The sequence below is a fragment of the Rhizobium sp. L9 genome (genome assembly GCF_002531885.1).
Lineage (GTDB): Bacteria > Pseudomonadota > Alphaproteobacteria > Rhizobiales > Rhizobiaceae > Rhizobium.
In genome coordinates, this window is the sequence record NZ_NWSZ01000013.1 from 117,617 (window position 1) to 132,718 (window position 15,102).

At 62.8% G+C, this 15,102-nt stretch carries 12 protein-coding genes; 7 read left to right on the forward strand and 5 right to left on the reverse strand.

Features of this window, described 5'->3' with window-relative positions; all coding sequences use genetic code 11:
- Nucleotides 1–5 precede the first annotated feature (5 nt).
- Complete coding sequence (gene hemW, locus CO660_RS15590) at nt 6–1,208, forward strand: radical SAM family heme chaperone HemW (RefSeq protein ID WP_097599459.1); 1,203 nt, start codon at nt 6–8, stop codon at nt 1,206–1,208.
- Between the two features lie 56 nt (nt 1,209–1,264).
- Here hemW and CO660_RS15595 read toward each other — a convergent pair whose 3' ends face one another.
- From CO660_RS15595 to mutM, 5 genes are all read right to left on the reverse strand, one after another.
- Nucleotides 1,265–2,347, reverse strand: coding sequence for a saccharopine dehydrogenase C-terminal domain-containing protein (locus tag CO660_RS15595; RefSeq protein ID WP_097599460.1), 1,083 nt, complete (start codon nt 2,345–2,347; stop codon nt 1,265–1,267).
- 123 nt (nt 2,348–2,470) lie between these two features.
- Complete coding sequence (gene dnaA / locus CO660_RS15600) at nt 2,471–4,021, reverse strand: chromosomal replication initiator protein DnaA (protein ID WP_097599563.1); 1,551 nt, start codon at nt 4,019–4,021, stop codon at nt 2,471–2,473.
- Between the two features lie 838 nt (nt 4,022–4,859).
- Nucleotides 4,860–5,138, reverse strand: coding sequence for a 30S ribosomal protein S20 (rpsT, locus tag CO660_RS15605; protein ID WP_064800423.1), 279 nt, complete (start codon nt 5,136–5,138; stop codon nt 4,860–4,862).
- A gap of 191 nt (nt 5,139–5,329) precedes the next feature.
- Entirely contained in the window at nt 5,330–6,103 is a 774-nt protein-coding gene (locus CO660_RS15610; protein WP_097599461.1) for an enoyl-CoA hydratase, read from the reverse strand.
- 23 nt (nt 6,104–6,126) lie between these two features.
- Nucleotides 6,127–7,017: a bifunctional DNA-formamidopyrimidine glycosylase/DNA-(apurinic or apyrimidinic site) lyase gene (gene mutM / locus CO660_RS15615; protein ID WP_097599462.1), complete on the reverse strand. Its 891-nt coding sequence runs from the start codon at nt 7,015–7,017 to the stop codon at nt 6,127–6,129.
- 147 nt (nt 7,018–7,164) lie between these two features.
- Between mutM and ubiE the strand changes: the two genes are divergently transcribed.
- From ubiE to CO660_RS15645, 6 genes are all read left to right on the forward strand, one after another.
- On the forward strand, nt 7,165–7,941 hold the full coding sequence (gene ubiE / locus CO660_RS15620; RefSeq protein ID WP_097599463.1) for a bifunctional demethylmenaquinone methyltransferase/2-methoxy-6-polyprenyl-1,4-benzoquinol methylase UbiE: 777 nt from the start codon (nt 7,165–7,167) through the stop codon (nt 7,939–7,941).
- A gap of 48 nt (nt 7,942–7,989) precedes the next feature.
- A complete protein-coding gene (gene ubiB, locus CO660_RS15625) occupies nt 7,990–9,564 on the forward strand; it encodes a 2-polyprenylphenol 6-hydroxylase (protein ID WP_097599464.1) in 1,575 nt (524 codons plus the stop codon).
- An 88-nt stretch (nt 9,565–9,652) separates the two neighbouring features.
- Nucleotides 9,653–11,230: an aromatic amino acid lyase gene (locus CO660_RS15630; protein ID WP_097599465.1), complete on the forward strand. Its 1,578-nt coding sequence runs from the start codon at nt 9,653–9,655 to the stop codon at nt 11,228–11,230.
- A gap of 137 nt (nt 11,231–11,367) precedes the next feature.
- Nucleotides 11,368–12,747, forward strand: coding sequence for an amidohydrolase family protein (locus CO660_RS15635; protein ID WP_097599466.1), 1,380 nt, complete (start codon nt 11,368–11,370; stop codon nt 12,745–12,747).
- Nucleotides 12,744–14,024, forward strand: a complete 1,281-nt coding sequence (locus tag CO660_RS15640; RefSeq protein WP_097599467.1) for a Zn-dependent hydrolase — start codon at nt 12,744–12,746, stop codon at nt 14,022–14,024. Before CO660_RS15635 ends, CO660_RS15640 begins: the two co-directional genes overlap by 4 nt.
- Entirely contained in the window at nt 14,005–15,102 is a 1,098-nt protein-coding gene (locus CO660_RS15645; RefSeq protein ID WP_097599468.1) for a DUF917 family protein, read from the forward strand. The genes CO660_RS15640 and CO660_RS15645 overlap by 20 nt, the downstream gene beginning before the upstream one ends.

Here is a 15,102-nt window from a genome sequence, read left to right on the forward strand (position 1 = left end):
TGTTCGTGGGCAATTTCGATACGCCAAGCCTCTCGCGCGACGCCGCGCTGCTGCCCGATACCGGCGAGCCCGGCTTCGGCGTCTATGTGCATTGGCCCTTCTGCGCGGCGAAGTGTCCCTATTGCGACTTCAACAGCCATGTACGCCATCAGCCGGTGGACCAGGAGCGCTTTGCATCGGCCTTTCTGAAGGAGATGGCGGCAGTTCGGGCAATGAGCGGGCCGAAGACGGTGACGAGCATCTTCCTCGGCGGCGGCACGCCATCGCTGATGAAGCCGGAAACGGTCGATGCCATTCTCGACGGCATCGCGCGGCACTGGCATGTGCCCGCCGGCATCGAAATCACCATGGAAGCCAATCCGTCGAGCGTCGAGTCCGAACGGTTCCGCGGCTACCGCGCGGCCGGCGTCAACCGTGTCTCGCTCGGCGTACAGGCGCTGAACGACCGCGATCTGAAATTCCTCGGCCGGCTGCATGACGTCGCCGACGCGCTGAAGGCGATCCGGCTGGCGCGCGAGATCTTCCCGCGCATGTCCTTCGACCTCATCTATGCCCGGCCGGAGCAGACGGTCGAGGAATGGGAGAAGGAACTGAAGGAAGCGATCTCCTATGCGGTCGACCATCTGTCGCTCTATCAGCTGACCATCGAGGAAGGCACGCCCTTCTTCGGCCTGCACAAATCAGGCAAGCTGATCGTGCCGGACGGCGAGCAATCGGCCCTGCTCTACGAGGCGACGCAGGAGATCACGGCGCGTGAGGGCATGCCCGCCTACGAGGTTTCCAATCATGCCCGGCCGGGTGCCGAAAGCCGCCATAACCTGACCTATTGGCGTTACGGCGACTATGCCGGCATCGGTCCGGGCGCGCACGGCCGGCTGACGCGTGGGCATGAGAAGCTCGCGACGGCGACCGAGCGCAAGCCGGAAGCCTGGCTCGAGATGGTCGAGCGCGACGGCCACGGCATTCTCGATGAGGAGCGGCTCGGTTTCGAGGAACAGTCGGACGAACTGCTGCTGATGGGACTGCGGCTCAGGGAAGGCGTCGATCTCGCCCGCTGGCAGCAGCTTTCGGGCCGTGAGCTCGACCCGAAACGCGAGGAATTCCTGCTCGAACATAAATTCGTCGAGCGGATCGGCAATTCGCGGCTGCGATGCACGCCATCGGGCATGCTGATCCTCGATTCCGTCGTCGCCGATCTCGCCTGCTGACACCCATAAGAGTTCCGGCGCGGTAACGATATCGCTGCCCGCGCCGAAAAATCTTCTCAGCCGTGGCTGGTGGCGCCTGCCTTGAAGAGGCTGCCGGTCGGCGTCTTCAGGAACATCTCCAGCGGAATGTGTTCCTGGTGCAGGAAACCGGACGCCGGTAAGAGACCATCGCGGACCATCTCGATGACGGCGACGACCGAGGCCGACGTCGTCCAGGCGATCGCTGTGCGGCGGGCGCCGGCGATCTCGATCGGGTAATAAGCGCGCACGAATTCCTTGCGACGCAGGCTGCCGTTCTCCGTGCCTTCCGCGGCCACGTGCACGTAGACGACATCGTCTTCGACAGGCGGCTTGGCATTGGTCAGGATCTCGCCGGCGAGCTTGCGCTTGTCGCGCATCAAGAGCTCATGGAAGAAGAAGTTCATCAGCTCCATATGGCCGGGATAACGCATGGTCTTGTAGTCGAGATTGTCAACTGTGCCGAGCATGGTGTCGCACATGGTGCCGAGGCCGCCCGATGTCGTGAAGGCTTCGAGCTTGACACCACCGACATAGATGGTCTCGTGCCACTCCATCGGCGAGACGAGCTTGCGCACGCCGGCTTCGATGACCTCGCAATCGTTCAGATATTCGTTGACGACGCCTTCCGGCGACCAGTTGAAGGCATAGCCGAGAAGACCCGTCGGATGCTGCGGTAGGGCGCCGACGCGCATGCGGATCGATCGGCAGCGATCGAAGCCGTCGGCGAGGCTTGCGCCGACGATGCCGACGAAACCGGGCGCCAGGCCGCATTGCGGCGCCATCAGTCCGCGGGCGGTCTTCGACAGTTCGATGATGAAATTGGTGGTTGGGACGTCTTCCGTAAGATCGAAGTAATGAATGCCGGCAAGATGGGCAGCGCGAGCCAGCTCGATGTTCAGGTGATAGGGCAGGCAAGACAGCACCGCCTCAACGTTCGAGAGCAGTTCGCCGATCACCTGCGGATCGGATATGTCGCCTGCGCGGCATGTGAAGGGCAGCTCGCCCAGGGGCAGCTGCGCATCGACACCAATGACCTTGAAGCCACCTTCATGCAAAAGCGTTGCCGCCAGCCGCCCGACCTTGCCGAGGCCGAGAACGGCGATCGTTTCGAAACTCATTCATTCCCTCCCATGCGCCGTTCGGCGCTCTTCTTGGACGCGGGGAGGTATAGAATAAAAAGCTTATAAAGGAAAACGGCTGGAATCGCTTCCAGCCGTCAAATTTCCCGACAGGTCCGCCGATTACTCGTTGATCAGCCGCTTCAGCAGCTCGATTTCGTGCGAAAGCTTGGTGTCACCTGATATCAGCTCCTCGATCTTGCGCACGGCATGCAGCACGGTCGTGTGATCGCGCCCGCCGAAGCGGCGGCCGATTTCCGGAAAGGAGCGCGGCGTCAGCGTCTTCGACAGATACATGGCGATCTGGCGCGGCTTGACGATGACGCGGGTGCGCCGATTGGAGACCAGTTCCTGGCGCGAGACGTTGTAATGCCTGGCGACGATGCGCTGAATATCCTCGATGCGTACACGGCGCGGTTCGCCCGAACCGACGAGATGGGCGAGCAATTCGTCGACGCGTTCGATCGACAGGTTCGGCTCGAAGGAGCGGCGGAAGATCAGCTGGTTGAAGGCGCCTTCGAGTTCCCGGCCGCTGGCCGTGATATTGCGGGCGACATGCTGCAGGAGGTCTGCGGGAATTTCGAGAGAGGGGTCCTCGAGCCGGGCCGCAGCCAGGCGCCGCTTGAGGATTTCGAGGCGCATTTCATAATCCGGCGCGTCGAGTTCGATGGCAACGCCGCCCTGCAGGCGCGAGCGGACGCGCGGATCGAGCGACTCCAGCTCCCATGGCGCGCGGTCGGCGGCGACGACGACCTGCTTGGCGCTGTCGAGCAGCATATTCAGGAGATGGCAGAATTCATGCTGGATCATCTTGCCCTGCAGGAACTGCATGTCGTCGATGATCAAGAGGTCGATGTTGCGCAACGAGTCTTTCAGCGTCAACGCGTCATTGTCGCGGATCGCCGTGGCGAAGCGCCACATGAAATATTCGGCCGTCAGATAGACGACACGCAGGGCCCGCGGGTTCTGGACCGCCGCATTGGCGATCGCCTGCAAGAGATGAGTCTTGCCGAGCCCGACCGTCGAATGGACGAAGAGCGGATTGAACCGTACGGCGCCGGAGCCGACTTCCGCGATCGTCTTGGCAGCCGCAAGCGCGACGCGGTTCGAGCTGCCTTCCACGAAGGTATCGAAGGTGAAACGGTTGTCGAGCGGAGAGCCGAACAGCGGGGTACCGAGGCTTGCGGGCCTTGCGGCGGCAACGGCCGAAACTGCCTGCTGGACGGCCTGACCGGCCGGCTGGGCGCTCGGCGGACGGCGCATCTGCGCGGGAGCAGCCGGCTCGGGCTGGACCACCTCGTCGACGGCCTTCATGCCGCTGCGCGTTGCGGTGCGCACCAGGATTTCGATTTTCAGGATTTCCGGGTCTTCGGCCTGGAACAGACCGGTGATGAGATCGAGATAACGATTGTTGATCCACGACTTCAGGAAGGTCGTGGGAACCGAAAGGCGAACAACGCTCTTCGAGACCGAATGCAGCTTCAACCTGGCAAACCAGCTGGCATAGACGTCAGGACCGACCTGGGCCTTCAAGCGCGCGCTGACGCGCTCAAACAAAATGCTCTGCTTCATTTCCGCCTTAGCTTCCCCCACTTCCTGGCGCATGGAGCCGAACGCTTGCGGTGCCGCATCCCCATTGTCGAGCCCGCCTGCCATCATCGTATTCATCTGCATAATGCCGCCTTTCAATTCCACCGGGCGGCCTCCGCTAAAACAGCCGCCCGATCATTCCCCGCTTTGACGGGCTGGCGGCATCCTCATGAAGCCACTCGCCTGCCGGTTCACTCAAACACGACACAGAAGTCCGTTGCAGGTACCGCATTCATGCGGCGCCTTCATTGGCTTTCCGTGCCAGGCTGTCGGTCAATCCTCGTTTTCGGCCGACCAGCCCGAACGCAATATTACTATCCCTATCCGGCAGCCTCACGTTAAACGTGTGGTCGCCATAGGCACAAAACATCCCTGCCCCGTAACAGCCACGTTACGGCCCAAATCCGTCAAGTGCTTGAAAAAACGGAAGCGCAAGGCTCCGTAACAGATGGCACAAATTCATCGCCCTGCCGACGTGGCAGTTAAGACCGAACTCTGCAGGTGATGTCCGCGCCCTCTGTTGGACGCCATTTAGGCAGGATCAAATGGCAAGATCAACGATGAATTTTACGCAAAATTAAGATGCGGCCATTGACTCCGGCCGCCCTTTTCGGGCGTCACACCAGCGTCAAAAAAGAATCGCAGTTGAATCAAAGAGATTCCCCATTCGGGCTATTTTGACACGCAAAGAAAGAAAAAAAATAAAAATCTTCTTGACTCGCCCGTGATCCGCAAAGGTTCGGCCAGAGTCGCGCAACGGGAAAGCATCCTTGCGCAAGTACTTGTTTTTGAAGTATTTTTCATGTCATGGCACTGACACGAAACAGTCGTGAGATTTACCATGCAGAGGTTGTTCGGCGGAATCGAAAAAGCCCGGTAAAATTACCGGGCTAATCATAACGAGGAGGTCGTTAATGGATTATTACGCGGTCGTGGAGACCGACAGAGCCTTCACACGAGCTGCCAAGCGAGAGACCTTGCGCGATGCCGTGTTGGAGTGCAGCACGCCCTTGCTGGCGGCGCGGGCGAGTTCCGGCTGAGCGGCCAGGAAAGCTGCCTTCGCCTTGTCGGCGTCACCGGATGCGATGGCCTCTTCGACCTGGCGAACGAAAGTACGCACGCGCGAGCGACGAGCCTTATTGACGTCGGTACGGCGGGCGATCTTGCGGGTCGCTTTTTTCGCCGAAGTTGTATTGGCCATGGATGCCTCTCTCAAGAATTCGAACAAACTCCGCCATTACCGCGGGCCCTGCGGCCACCAAATCCAGCAATACGGGAGCAATCGCGGAAAACCAGAGCGGCTTTCCGAACCGTGGGCGGGCATATAACCCTAAAGCCGGCCCACGTCAACGCGGATTTTCAAGCTTTCCGGCAGCAAGCGCCGAAAAGGATTCAACGGTGCTTGAAGGCAGGTTTGCGCTTCTCGATGAAGGCGGCCATGCCTTCTTTCTGATCGTCCGTGGCAAAGAGACTATGAAACAGGCGGCGTTCGAACCGCAACCCTTCCTCCAGCGTCGTCTCGAAGGCGCGGTTGACCGCCTCCTTGGCCATCATGACCGAGGGCTGTGAAAGCGAGGCGATCTTTTCGGCCGCGGCCAAAGCCTCGTCGATGAGACGCTCGGGCGCCACCACACGCGAAACGAGTCCGGATCGTTCCGCCTCGGCCGCATCCATCACGCGGCCGGTCAGGATCAGGTCCATGGCCTTCGCCTTGCCGACGGCGCGCGTCAGCCGCTGCGAGCCGCCCATGCCGGGAATGACGCCAAGGGTGATCTCCGGCTGGCCGAATTTCGCGGTCTCCGAAGCGATAATGAAATCGCACATCATGGCAAGTTCGCAGCCACCGCCGAGGGCAAAACCACTGACGGCAGCGATGACAGGCTTGCGCGCCTTGGCGACGTCATCCCAGCCGCTGATGAAATCACTCTTATAGATATCGGCGAACTGAAGCGACTGCATCTCCTTGATGTCGGCGCCGGCGGCAAAAGCGCGTTCGGAGCCGGTGAGCACGATCGCACCGACGGCATCGTCTTCATGGAAAGCGGCATAGGCCCGCTTCAGTTCCCTCAGCACAGTGGAGTTCAGCGCGTTCAGCGCCTGCGGGCGGTTCAGCGTGACGAGGCCGACAGTGCCTCGGGTTTCGACGATCAAGGTCTCGTAAGCCATGCTGTTCTCCCGGTTTCTCACTGTTACTTCTGACAGGCGGCGCAATAGAAGGTGGAGCGGCCCGCCTGCACGATGCGACCGACCGTACCGCCGCAGCCGGGCGTGCCGCAAGCCTCACCTTCGCGATCATAGACGGAGAAGGAATGCTGGAAATAGCCGAGCGATCCGTCGGCCTGGATATGGTCTCGCAGCGACGAGCCGCCGGCGGCGATCGCATCGGCGATGACGTCGCGGATCGAGGCGACCAGCAGGTCGAGCCGCTGCTTCGGCCGGCCGCCCGGCGTCACCAGCGTGCCGGCGGCACGCAGCGGCGACAAATGCGCGCGCCACAGCGCCTCGCATACATATATATTGCCGAGACCGGCAATGTTCTTCTGGTCGAGTAGCGCGCTCTTCAGCGGCTGCGCCTTGTCCTGGAAGCGTTCGGCCAGATAAGCAGCGCCGAGTTCGTTTCCCGTCGGCTCCGGGCCGAGATCGCGGAAGAAGGGATGGGCGGCAAGATCGGCGCGTCCGACCATATCCATGAAGCCGAAGCGGCGCGGGTCGTTGTAGATGACGCGGCGAACCCCGTCCGGACCCTGCAGATGAAAAACGACGTGATCGTGTTTCTCGTCCTTCGAGCGTGCGTGGTGGAATTGCCCCGGCGTTGCGGAGGCGGCGCCCTCTTCGATGCGAAAGGAACCGGACATGCCGAGATGGGAAATCAGCGTGTTGCCGTCGTCGAGATCGACCAGCAAATATTTTGCGCGGCGGCCGAGACCGACGATGGTGCGTCCGGAAACCCTGTCCGCCAAGGCATCGGGAAAGGGGAAGCGCAAATCCTTGCGCCGCAGTTCCAGCCTGGCAACCAGAGCGCCTTCCATCGCCGGCGCCAGGCCGCGTTTGACGGTTTCGACTTCTGGCAATTCCGGCATCTTAACCCATCTCTATCGAACGTGTTTCAACCGAGGACGATGTGCGCTATAGCGCCATGTGCCGCGGAGAGCGCGGTCCAGTGATAACGTCGCGCGCGGTCTTTCGCTACGGTCGCCGCGCCGATCTTCAAGGAACGGAGCAGCCTGATGTCAGAAAGCCGCACTTCCGCCGATGGCGGCATGGAGACCTCTTACGGCTTCCGCGAGGTGCCGGGCGGCGAGAAACAGGGTCTGGTCAACCAGGTATTCCACAAGGTCGCCAAGCGCTACGACATCATGAACGACGTCATGTCGATGGGCATGCACCGGGTCTGGAAAGATGCGATGATCTCGGCGCTCAACCCGCGCAAGGAGCCGGGCTACAAGGTGCTCGACGTTGCCGGCGGCACCGGCGACATCGCCTTTCGCATCATCGAGGCCTCTGGTCGGCAGGCACATGCGACGGTGCTCGATATCAACGGCTCGATGCTTGGCGTCGGCGCCGAACGGGCGGCAAAGAAGAAGCTTTCCGACAATCTCACCTTCATTGAGGCGAATGCCGAGGAACTGCCGTTTGAGGCCGCCAGCTTCGATGCCTATACGATCGCCTTCGGCATCCGCAACGTGCCGAGAATCGACAAGGCGCTGTCCGAGGCCTATCGCGTGTTGAAACGCGGCGGTCGGCTGCTGGTCCTGGAGTTTTCGGAAGTCGACATGCCGCTTCTCGACAAGATTTATGACGCCTGGTCGTTCAACGCCATTCCGCAATTCGGCAAGGCGATTACCGGCGATGCCGAACCCTACCAGTATCTGGTGGAATCGATCCGCAAGTTTCCGAACCAGGAGAATTTTTCGGCGATGATCCGCCAGGCTGGTTTTTCGCGCGTCACCTATACCAATTATACCGGCGGCATCGCCGCGCTCCATTCCGGCTGGAAGCTCTGAGGGAATGAAGGAAAAAAAGACGAACCTCCCTCGGCGGGGCACTTCAGCATGAGCACTTTCGGAGCCTATTTTCGCCTTTGGCGCGTCGGCTGGGTGCTCGTGCGCGAAGGCGTCGTGTCGGCCCTGCCGTCCGAAGGACTGCCGCCTTCGGTCGCACTTGCCAAATCCTTCGTCACGATTTTCGAGCGCGGCAGGGCGCGGTATCAGAAGCGCAGCGATCGGCTGGCACAGGCCGTCGAGCGGCTCGGCCCCTCCTATGTCAAGATCGGTCAGTTCCTGGCGACGCGGCCTGACGTCGTCGGCGTCGAATTCGCCAACGACCTGTCTCAGTTACAGGACCGGATGGCCTTCTTTCCCTCGGCGGCCGCAAAGGCGAATATCGAAGGATCGCTCGGGCGGCCGGTCGATGAACTCTATGCGAGCTTCGGCGAGCCGATCGCCGCCGCCTCGATCGCGCAGGTGCACCCCGCCGAAGTCGAAACGACAGAAGGCCGAAGGAAGGTCGCCGTCAAGGTCGTACGACCGGGCGTGCGCCAGCGTTTTGTCCACGACATCGAGGCAATGTACCTGGTCGCTCATATGCAGGAGCGCTTCATGCCCTCCAGTCGGCGGCTGCGGCCGGTCGAGGTGACGAAGACGCTGGAACAGACGACGAAGGTGGAGATGGATCTTCGCCTTGAGGCCGCAGCGCTTTCGGAGATTGCCGAAAACACCGACAGCGATCCCGGCTTTCGCGTGCCGAAGGTCGACTGGGAGCGCACGGGCCGCGACGTCATCACCATGGAATGGATCGACGGCACGAGAATGTCTGACGTCGAGGGGCTGCGCGCGGCCGGCCATGACCTCAACCTGCTCGCCGACACACTGATCCAGTCTTTCCTGCGCCACACGCTGCGCGACGGTTTCTTCCATGCGGACATGCATCCCGGCAATCTCTTCGTCGATGCCGGCGGCATGATCGTCGCGGTCGACATGGGTATTGTCGGGCGGCTCGGCAAGAAGGAGCGGCGGTTCCTCGCCGAAATCCTCTATGGCTTCATCACCCGCGATTACATCCGTGTCGCAGAGGTGCATTTCGAGGCCGGCTACGTGCCCGGCCACCACAATGTCGAAAGCTTCGCCCAGGCGATCCGGGCGATCGGCGAGCCGATCCACGGGCAGCCCGCCGAAACGATCTCGATGGGCAAGCTGCTGACGCTGCTGTTCGAAGTGACCGAACTCTTCGACATGGCGACACGGCCGGAGCTGGTGATGCTGCAGAAGACCATGGTCGTGGTCGAGGGCGTGTCGCGCATGCTCAACCCGCGTTTCAATATGTGGAAGGCCTCCGAGCCCGTCGTCGGCGACTGGATCCGCACCAATCTCGGCCCGAAACGGATCGTCACCGATCTCAAGGATGGGCTGAAGGCGGCGGTCAAGCTCGCCGAAGCCGCGCCCGAAATCGCAGCAAAAACCGAGAAATTCCACCATCAGCTGCTGCATATGAGCGAACACGGCCTGCGTTTCGACGATCAGACGGCCGAGGCGATCGGCAGGGCCGAGGCGCGGCACAACCGCTCGGGCAGGATCGCGCTCTGGGTGATCGCATTGACGCTCCTCTATATTGCCTGGATGTTGAGCTGACCGCTCCGACAACATGCTGTGTTCGGCATTTAGGATATCCCATGTGACGGAGGGCTGGCTTAGTCTCGCAGTTTAGGAGATACGGCACATGCAGCACGAACGCCTTGGCATCGAACTTTCCGGACGGCCGCTCGGTTTTGCCGAGATGGTGACGATTGGTGCCGGCAAGGCGAGGATTTCGGCTTCACCAACCGGCATGGCCCGCATCGCGATTGCCCGCGAAATCGTCGAGGACGCGATTGCCGCCGGCACGCCCGTTTACGGATCGACGACGGGCGTGGGCGCCATGAAGGATGTGGAGTGGTCGGCCGACGAACTCGACACGTTCAATCTCGGCCTGGTGCGCGCCCATCATTTCGGCACCGGCACGCCCTTTTCCTGCAATGTCGTGCGCAACGCCATGGCGATCCGCGTCAACACGGCGCTGACCGGCCAGGTCGGCTGCACGCCGGAGCTGATCGACGCCTATATCAGGATGCTCGAGGCCGATCTCATCCCGGTCGTGCGCCGCACCGGCTCGATCGGCTGCGCCGATATCGGCCTGATGGGGCAGATCGGTGCTGTGTTGACCGGTGTCGGCGAAGCGGTCTATCGCGGCAGCCGGATGCAGGCGGCCGACGCTTTCCGGGCTGCGGGGCTGGAACCGGTGCGGATGGCGCCGCGCGACAGCCTCGCTTCGCTCAGCGTCAATGCAGTGAGCTTTGCGGCGGCGGCGGAAACGACGCGCAATGCCGCGGCCTCGATCCGCATTCTGCTCGCCACCGGGATGATGGCATCGGGTGCGCTCGGCGCCTCCCGTGATCCCTGGAAGGCGGTACGCCATGTCGGCACTGCGCGTGAGGCACTGATCGGCGCCTGGCTCTGCAACGCGTCGGACGAATGGGACTGGCCTGTTGCAACGCATGTGCAGGATCCGCTCAGCCTGCGCATGGTCGCCCAGGTATTCGGCGCCGTCATCGAAAATCTGCTTTCGACCGGTCACAAGATTCTCGCCGCCACCGGACGCTCGGACGACAATCCGGTTGTCGTCGAGGGGCGGGTGATGACATCAGGCGGTTCGCTTCCGCTCGATGTGACAATCCTGCTCGAATCTGCCGCACTCTGCATGGCGCATGCGGCGCGCAATGCCTTCAACCGCTGCGTCATTCTCGGCAACGGTCAACGGCGCGACCTGCCGGTCAACCTCGTGCCGGCGGGACGGATTGCCACCGGCTTCGGGCCGATCATCAAGCTTGCCGGCGAAATCTTCTCGCGCGTCCTGTCGATGTCAGGTCCCGTTTCGGCGCAATCGCTGGTGGTTGCGGCCGGCCTGGAGGATGAGGCCGCCTTCCTGCCGCTGGTCATCGAGCGCTTCGAGCGGCAGATGCAGGCGCTGAAGCGCCTCGCGGCGCTCGAGGCGCTCTTGTCTGCCCAGGCGATCGACATTCTCGGCGATGAGCCGAAGGGCGTGGCCGGCATGCTCTATGACGTCGTTCGCAAACATGCGGCTTTTTATACCGTCGACCGGCCGCTTTCGGCTGAGGTGGAGGCGATCGAGGAAGAGCTCGGATCGGACGACTTTCTCGCGAAACTGACCGAGCAGGTTCCGATCGCCTCCTTCGACGATTTCTTCGCACTCGGTTCGCCAGAGCCCATCGAAGGGCGCTTGGCCGGCCGAGCAGGGTGATTGTGGACCGAGGTCCAAAATCTCAATCCTGCTCTACATTAACCCATCGATGCGTGATGCCGTCCGAAAGACGTTTCAAACTTTGGCATCACGTTTCGGCCGACAGCGGTTCCGACGTCAGTCTAGGAGGAAGCGGCATGGACTTCGATCTCGTTCTGCAGGGCACGGTGGTGCTGCCGGACCGCATCGTCGAAGCGGGTTATGTCGCCGTGCACGCCGGCAAGATCGCCGAAGTCGGCCTCGGCGTCCCGCCTGCGGCGCGCGAACGGCATCTGCTCGGAAGAGCGTTGATCCTGCCCGGCGCCATCGACGCGCAGGTGCATTCGCTTTCCCAGAAGGATCAGGAGGATTTCGTCTGGTCGACGCGGTCGGCAGCGGCCGGCGGCGTGACTACGATCGTCGACATGCCTTATGACGAAGGCAACCTCGTCTGCTCGGCGGCGGCCGTCACGCGGAAGATCGACCATGCCGCCCCGCAGGCGCGCGTCGATTTTGCCCTTTACGGCACCATCGATCCGCAAGAAGGCCCAGCGCGAATCCGGGAGATGGTTGAGGCCGGCGTCGCCGCCTTCAAGTTTTCGACCTTCGGCACCGATCCCAAACGTTTTCCGCGCATTCCCCCCGCCCTGCTCGACGCCTGCTTTGCCGCAATCGCGCCGACCGGGCTGACGGCAGGCGTGCATAACGAGGATGACGAGGCGGTGCGCAGCTATATGGAACAGGTGAAAGCGAGCGGCATCACCGACTGGCGGGCGCATGGTCTGTCACGGCCGCCAATCACCGAACTCCTGGCGATGCACACGATCTTCGAGACCGGCGCCAATACCGGCTGCCCCGCGCATGTGGTGCATTGCTCGCTCGGGCGCGGCTACGATATCGCCCGCGCCTATCGCCGCGATGGTTTTGCCGCGACAGTCGAATGCTGCATCCATTACCTGACGCTCGACGAGGAAAACGATGTGAGGCGCCTCGGCGGCAAGGCGAAAATCAACCCGCCGGTGCGGCCGCGCGCCGAGGTGGAGAGGCTCTGGCGGAAGGTGGCCGAAGGCGATGTCTGGTTGGTCTCGACCGATCACGTCAGCTGGTCGGAGAACCGCAAGACCGATCCCGATATGCTCGCCAACGCATCCGGCGTTCCCGGTCTCGAGGTGATGGTGCCCCTATTCGTCAAAGGCGCTCTCGAGCGCGGCATTCCCCTGACCTGGGCCGCGCGGCTGATGGCCGAGAACCCGGCCAAACATTTCCGGCTCGATCATATCAAAGGGGCGCTGACCCCAGGCAAGGACGCCGACATCACCGTGCTGGAGCCGCGCGGAAGCGTCTACGATGCGTCTGCGAGCGGCAACAATGTCGTTGGCTGGAGCCCCTATAACGGCATCCGCCTGCCCTGGACCGTTTCCGCCACCTATCTGCGCGGCGAAAAGATCGCCGAGGGCGGGAAGGTATTGGCCGAGCCCGGCAGTGGCCGGTTCATCCGGCCGCCGCCGCGCCAGGTCATTTCGGGAGCCGCCGCATGAGCCGCAATCTTCCCGTCAATGCCGACCGGATCGCTGAAGATATCCAGGCGCTTGCCGATATCACCGAGCCGGGGCGCTCCTGGACACGTCGGGCTTTCACGCCGCTCTTTCTGGAAGGCCGGGCCTATATCGAGACACGAATGAAGGCGGCAGGGCTGGAAACACGGATCGATGCCGCCGGCAATCTGATCGGCCGGCGCACCGGCAGGAAGCCCTGGCTCGGCACGATCATGATCGGCTCGCACTCCGACACGGTGCCGGAGGGTGGCCGCTTCGACGGCATTGCCGGCGTGGTTGCGGCGCTCGAGGTGGCGCGGGCGCTGCATGACCACGGCCTGGAACTCGACCATGATCTTGAGATCGTCGATTTCCTTGCCGAAGAGGTCAGCATCTTCGGCGTCTCCTGCATCGGCAGCCGCGGCATGACCGGACAGTTGCCGGAGGCCTGGCTGTCGCGGGCAAGCGGCGGGCTCGATCTTGCCGGCGGCATTGCCCAAGTGGGCGGCGAGCCGGGCGTGCTGGGACAGCAGAAGCGACCCGATCTGGCAGGCTTCCTGGAGCTCCATATCGAACAGGGGCCAGTGCTCGAAGCCGAAAGGGAGGATATCGGCATCGTCACGGCAATCTCCGGCATTACCCGCATCGAGATCACCGTCGAGGGGCGGGCCGACCATGCCGGCACGACGCCGATGGACAGGCGGTCGGATGCTCTGGTGGCGGCCTCGCAGCTAGTGCTCGACATCCGCAACGCCGCCGCCGAGCTTGCCAAGACGCCGGGCCATTTCGCGGCGACGGTCGGCGAGTTCAGGATCGAGCCGAATGCCGCCAATGTCGTGCCCTCGAAGGTCGTGCTGCTGATCGACGGGCGCGCGGAAATCCGCGCCGACATGGAGGCCTTCTGCCGCTGGCTCGAGGGCCATGTCGAAAAGCTGGCGACCGCCTATGGCGTTACGATCGAGCCGCCGAATCGGGTTTCCGACAATCCGCCGACGCCAAGCGATACCGCACTGCTTTCGACGCTGGAGACCGCCTGCGACCGCGTCGGCGCAAAATACCGGCGCATGGCCTCCGGCGCAGGGCACGATACCGCCTGGATCGCCAAGGTGGCGCCGGCGGCAATGATCTTCGTGCCCTGCCGGGAGGGCCGCAGCCATTGCCCCGACGAATGGGCCGACAATGACGATATCGCGCTCGGCACCGCCGTGCTTTTCCAAGCGGTGCGCGAGATGGACAAGGATTCGAAGCGGGAGAAGGCCGATGGGACGCATACTGGTTGAGAAGGACGTGGAAGCCGCCGTCAAAGGAGGCTCCGTCTATGCCGCCGGCGGTGGCGGCTGGGCTGAGCACGGGCGGATGCTCGGGCATGCGGCCGTCACCATCGGCAAACCGGAGCTGGTCTCGATCGACGAGTTGAAGGATGACGACTGGGTCGCCACGGCGGCCGCGATCGGCGCGCCGGCCTCCACCACGCCCTGGGAAATGCAAGGCGTCGATTACGTCAAGGCGGTGCAATTGCTGCAGGAGGCGCTCGGCGAAAGGCTTTCCGGACTGATCATCGGCCAGAACGGCAAATCCTCGACGCTGAACGGCTGGCTGCCATCGGCGATCCTCGGCACCAAGGTAGTCGATGCCGTCGGCGACATCCGCGCGCACCCGACCGGCGACATGGGGTCGATCGGCATGGCCGCCTCACCCGAGCCGATGATCCAGACCGCCGTCGGCGGCAACAGGGCCGAGAACCGTTACATCGAGCTGGTGGTGAAGGGCGCGACGGCGAAGATCTCGCCGGTGCTGCGCGCCGCCGCCGATCAGTCCGGCGGTTTCATCGCCAGCTGCCGCAATCCGCTCCGGGCTTCCTATGTCCGGGCGCATGCGGCCCTCGGCGGCATCTCGATGGCGCTTGCGCTCGGCGAAGCGATCATCGCGGCGGAGAAGCGCGGCGGGCCAGCGGTCATCGATGCGATCTGCAAAACGACGGGCGGGCGTATCCTTGCCGAAGGCGTCATCACCCGAAAGGACGTCGTCTATACCAAGGAGGCCTTTGATATCGGCACCATCGCCGTCGGCTTGGGCGATAAATCGGTGACGCTGCATGTGATGAACGAATATATGGCCGTGGACGATGCGGGTGGCGGGCGGCTTGCGACCTTCCCCGCCGTGATCACCACGCTGTCGCCGGAGGGCGAGCCGCTGAGCGTCGGGCAGTTGCAGGAAGGCATGCACGTCTTCATCCTGCATGTGCCGATGGAGATCATTCCGCTCTCGGCCAGCGTGCTCGATCCGACAGTTTATCCCGTCGTCGAAAAGGCGATGGGTATCGAGATCGCGCGTTATGCGCTGGCGGCGAAGGCCTGA

Coding starts and splice junctions, on each gene's coding strand:
- CO660_RS15595 (WP_097599460.1), bottom strand. CDS start 2,347: ATGAGTTTCGAAACGATCGCCGTTCTCGGCCTCGGCAAGGTCGGGCGG.
- dnaA (WP_097599563.1), bottom strand. CDS start 4,021: ATGCAGATGAATACGATGATGGCAGGCGGGCTCGACAATGGGGATGCG.
- rpsT (WP_064800423.1), bottom strand. CDS start 5,138: ATGGCCAATACAACTTCGGCGAAAAAAGCGACCCGCAAGATCGCCCGC.
- CO660_RS15610 (WP_097599461.1), bottom strand. CDS start 6,103: ATGGCTTACGAGACCTTGATCGTCGAAACCCGAGGCACTGTCGGCCTC.
- mutM (WP_097599462.1), bottom strand. CDS start 7,017: ATGCCGGAATTGCCAGAAGTCGAAACCGTCAAACGCGGCCTGGCGCCG.
- ubiE (WP_097599463.1), top strand. CDS start 7,165: ATGTCAGAAAGCCGCACTTCCGCCGATGGCGGCATGGAGACCTCTTAC.
- ubiB (WP_097599464.1), top strand. CDS start 7,990: ATGAGCACTTTCGGAGCCTATTTTCGCCTTTGGCGCGTCGGCTGGGTG.
- CO660_RS15630 (WP_097599465.1), top strand. CDS start 9,653: ATGCAGCACGAACGCCTTGGCATCGAACTTTCCGGACGGCCGCTCGGT.
- CO660_RS15635 (WP_097599466.1), top strand. CDS start 11,368: ATGGACTTCGATCTCGTTCTGCAGGGCACGGTGGTGCTGCCGGACCGC.
- CO660_RS15640 (WP_097599467.1), top strand. CDS start 12,744: ATGAGCCGCAATCTTCCCGTCAATGCCGACCGGATCGCTGAAGATATC.
- CO660_RS15645 (WP_097599468.1), top strand. CDS start 14,005: ATGGGACGCATACTGGTTGAGAAGGACGTGGAAGCCGCCGTCAAAGGA.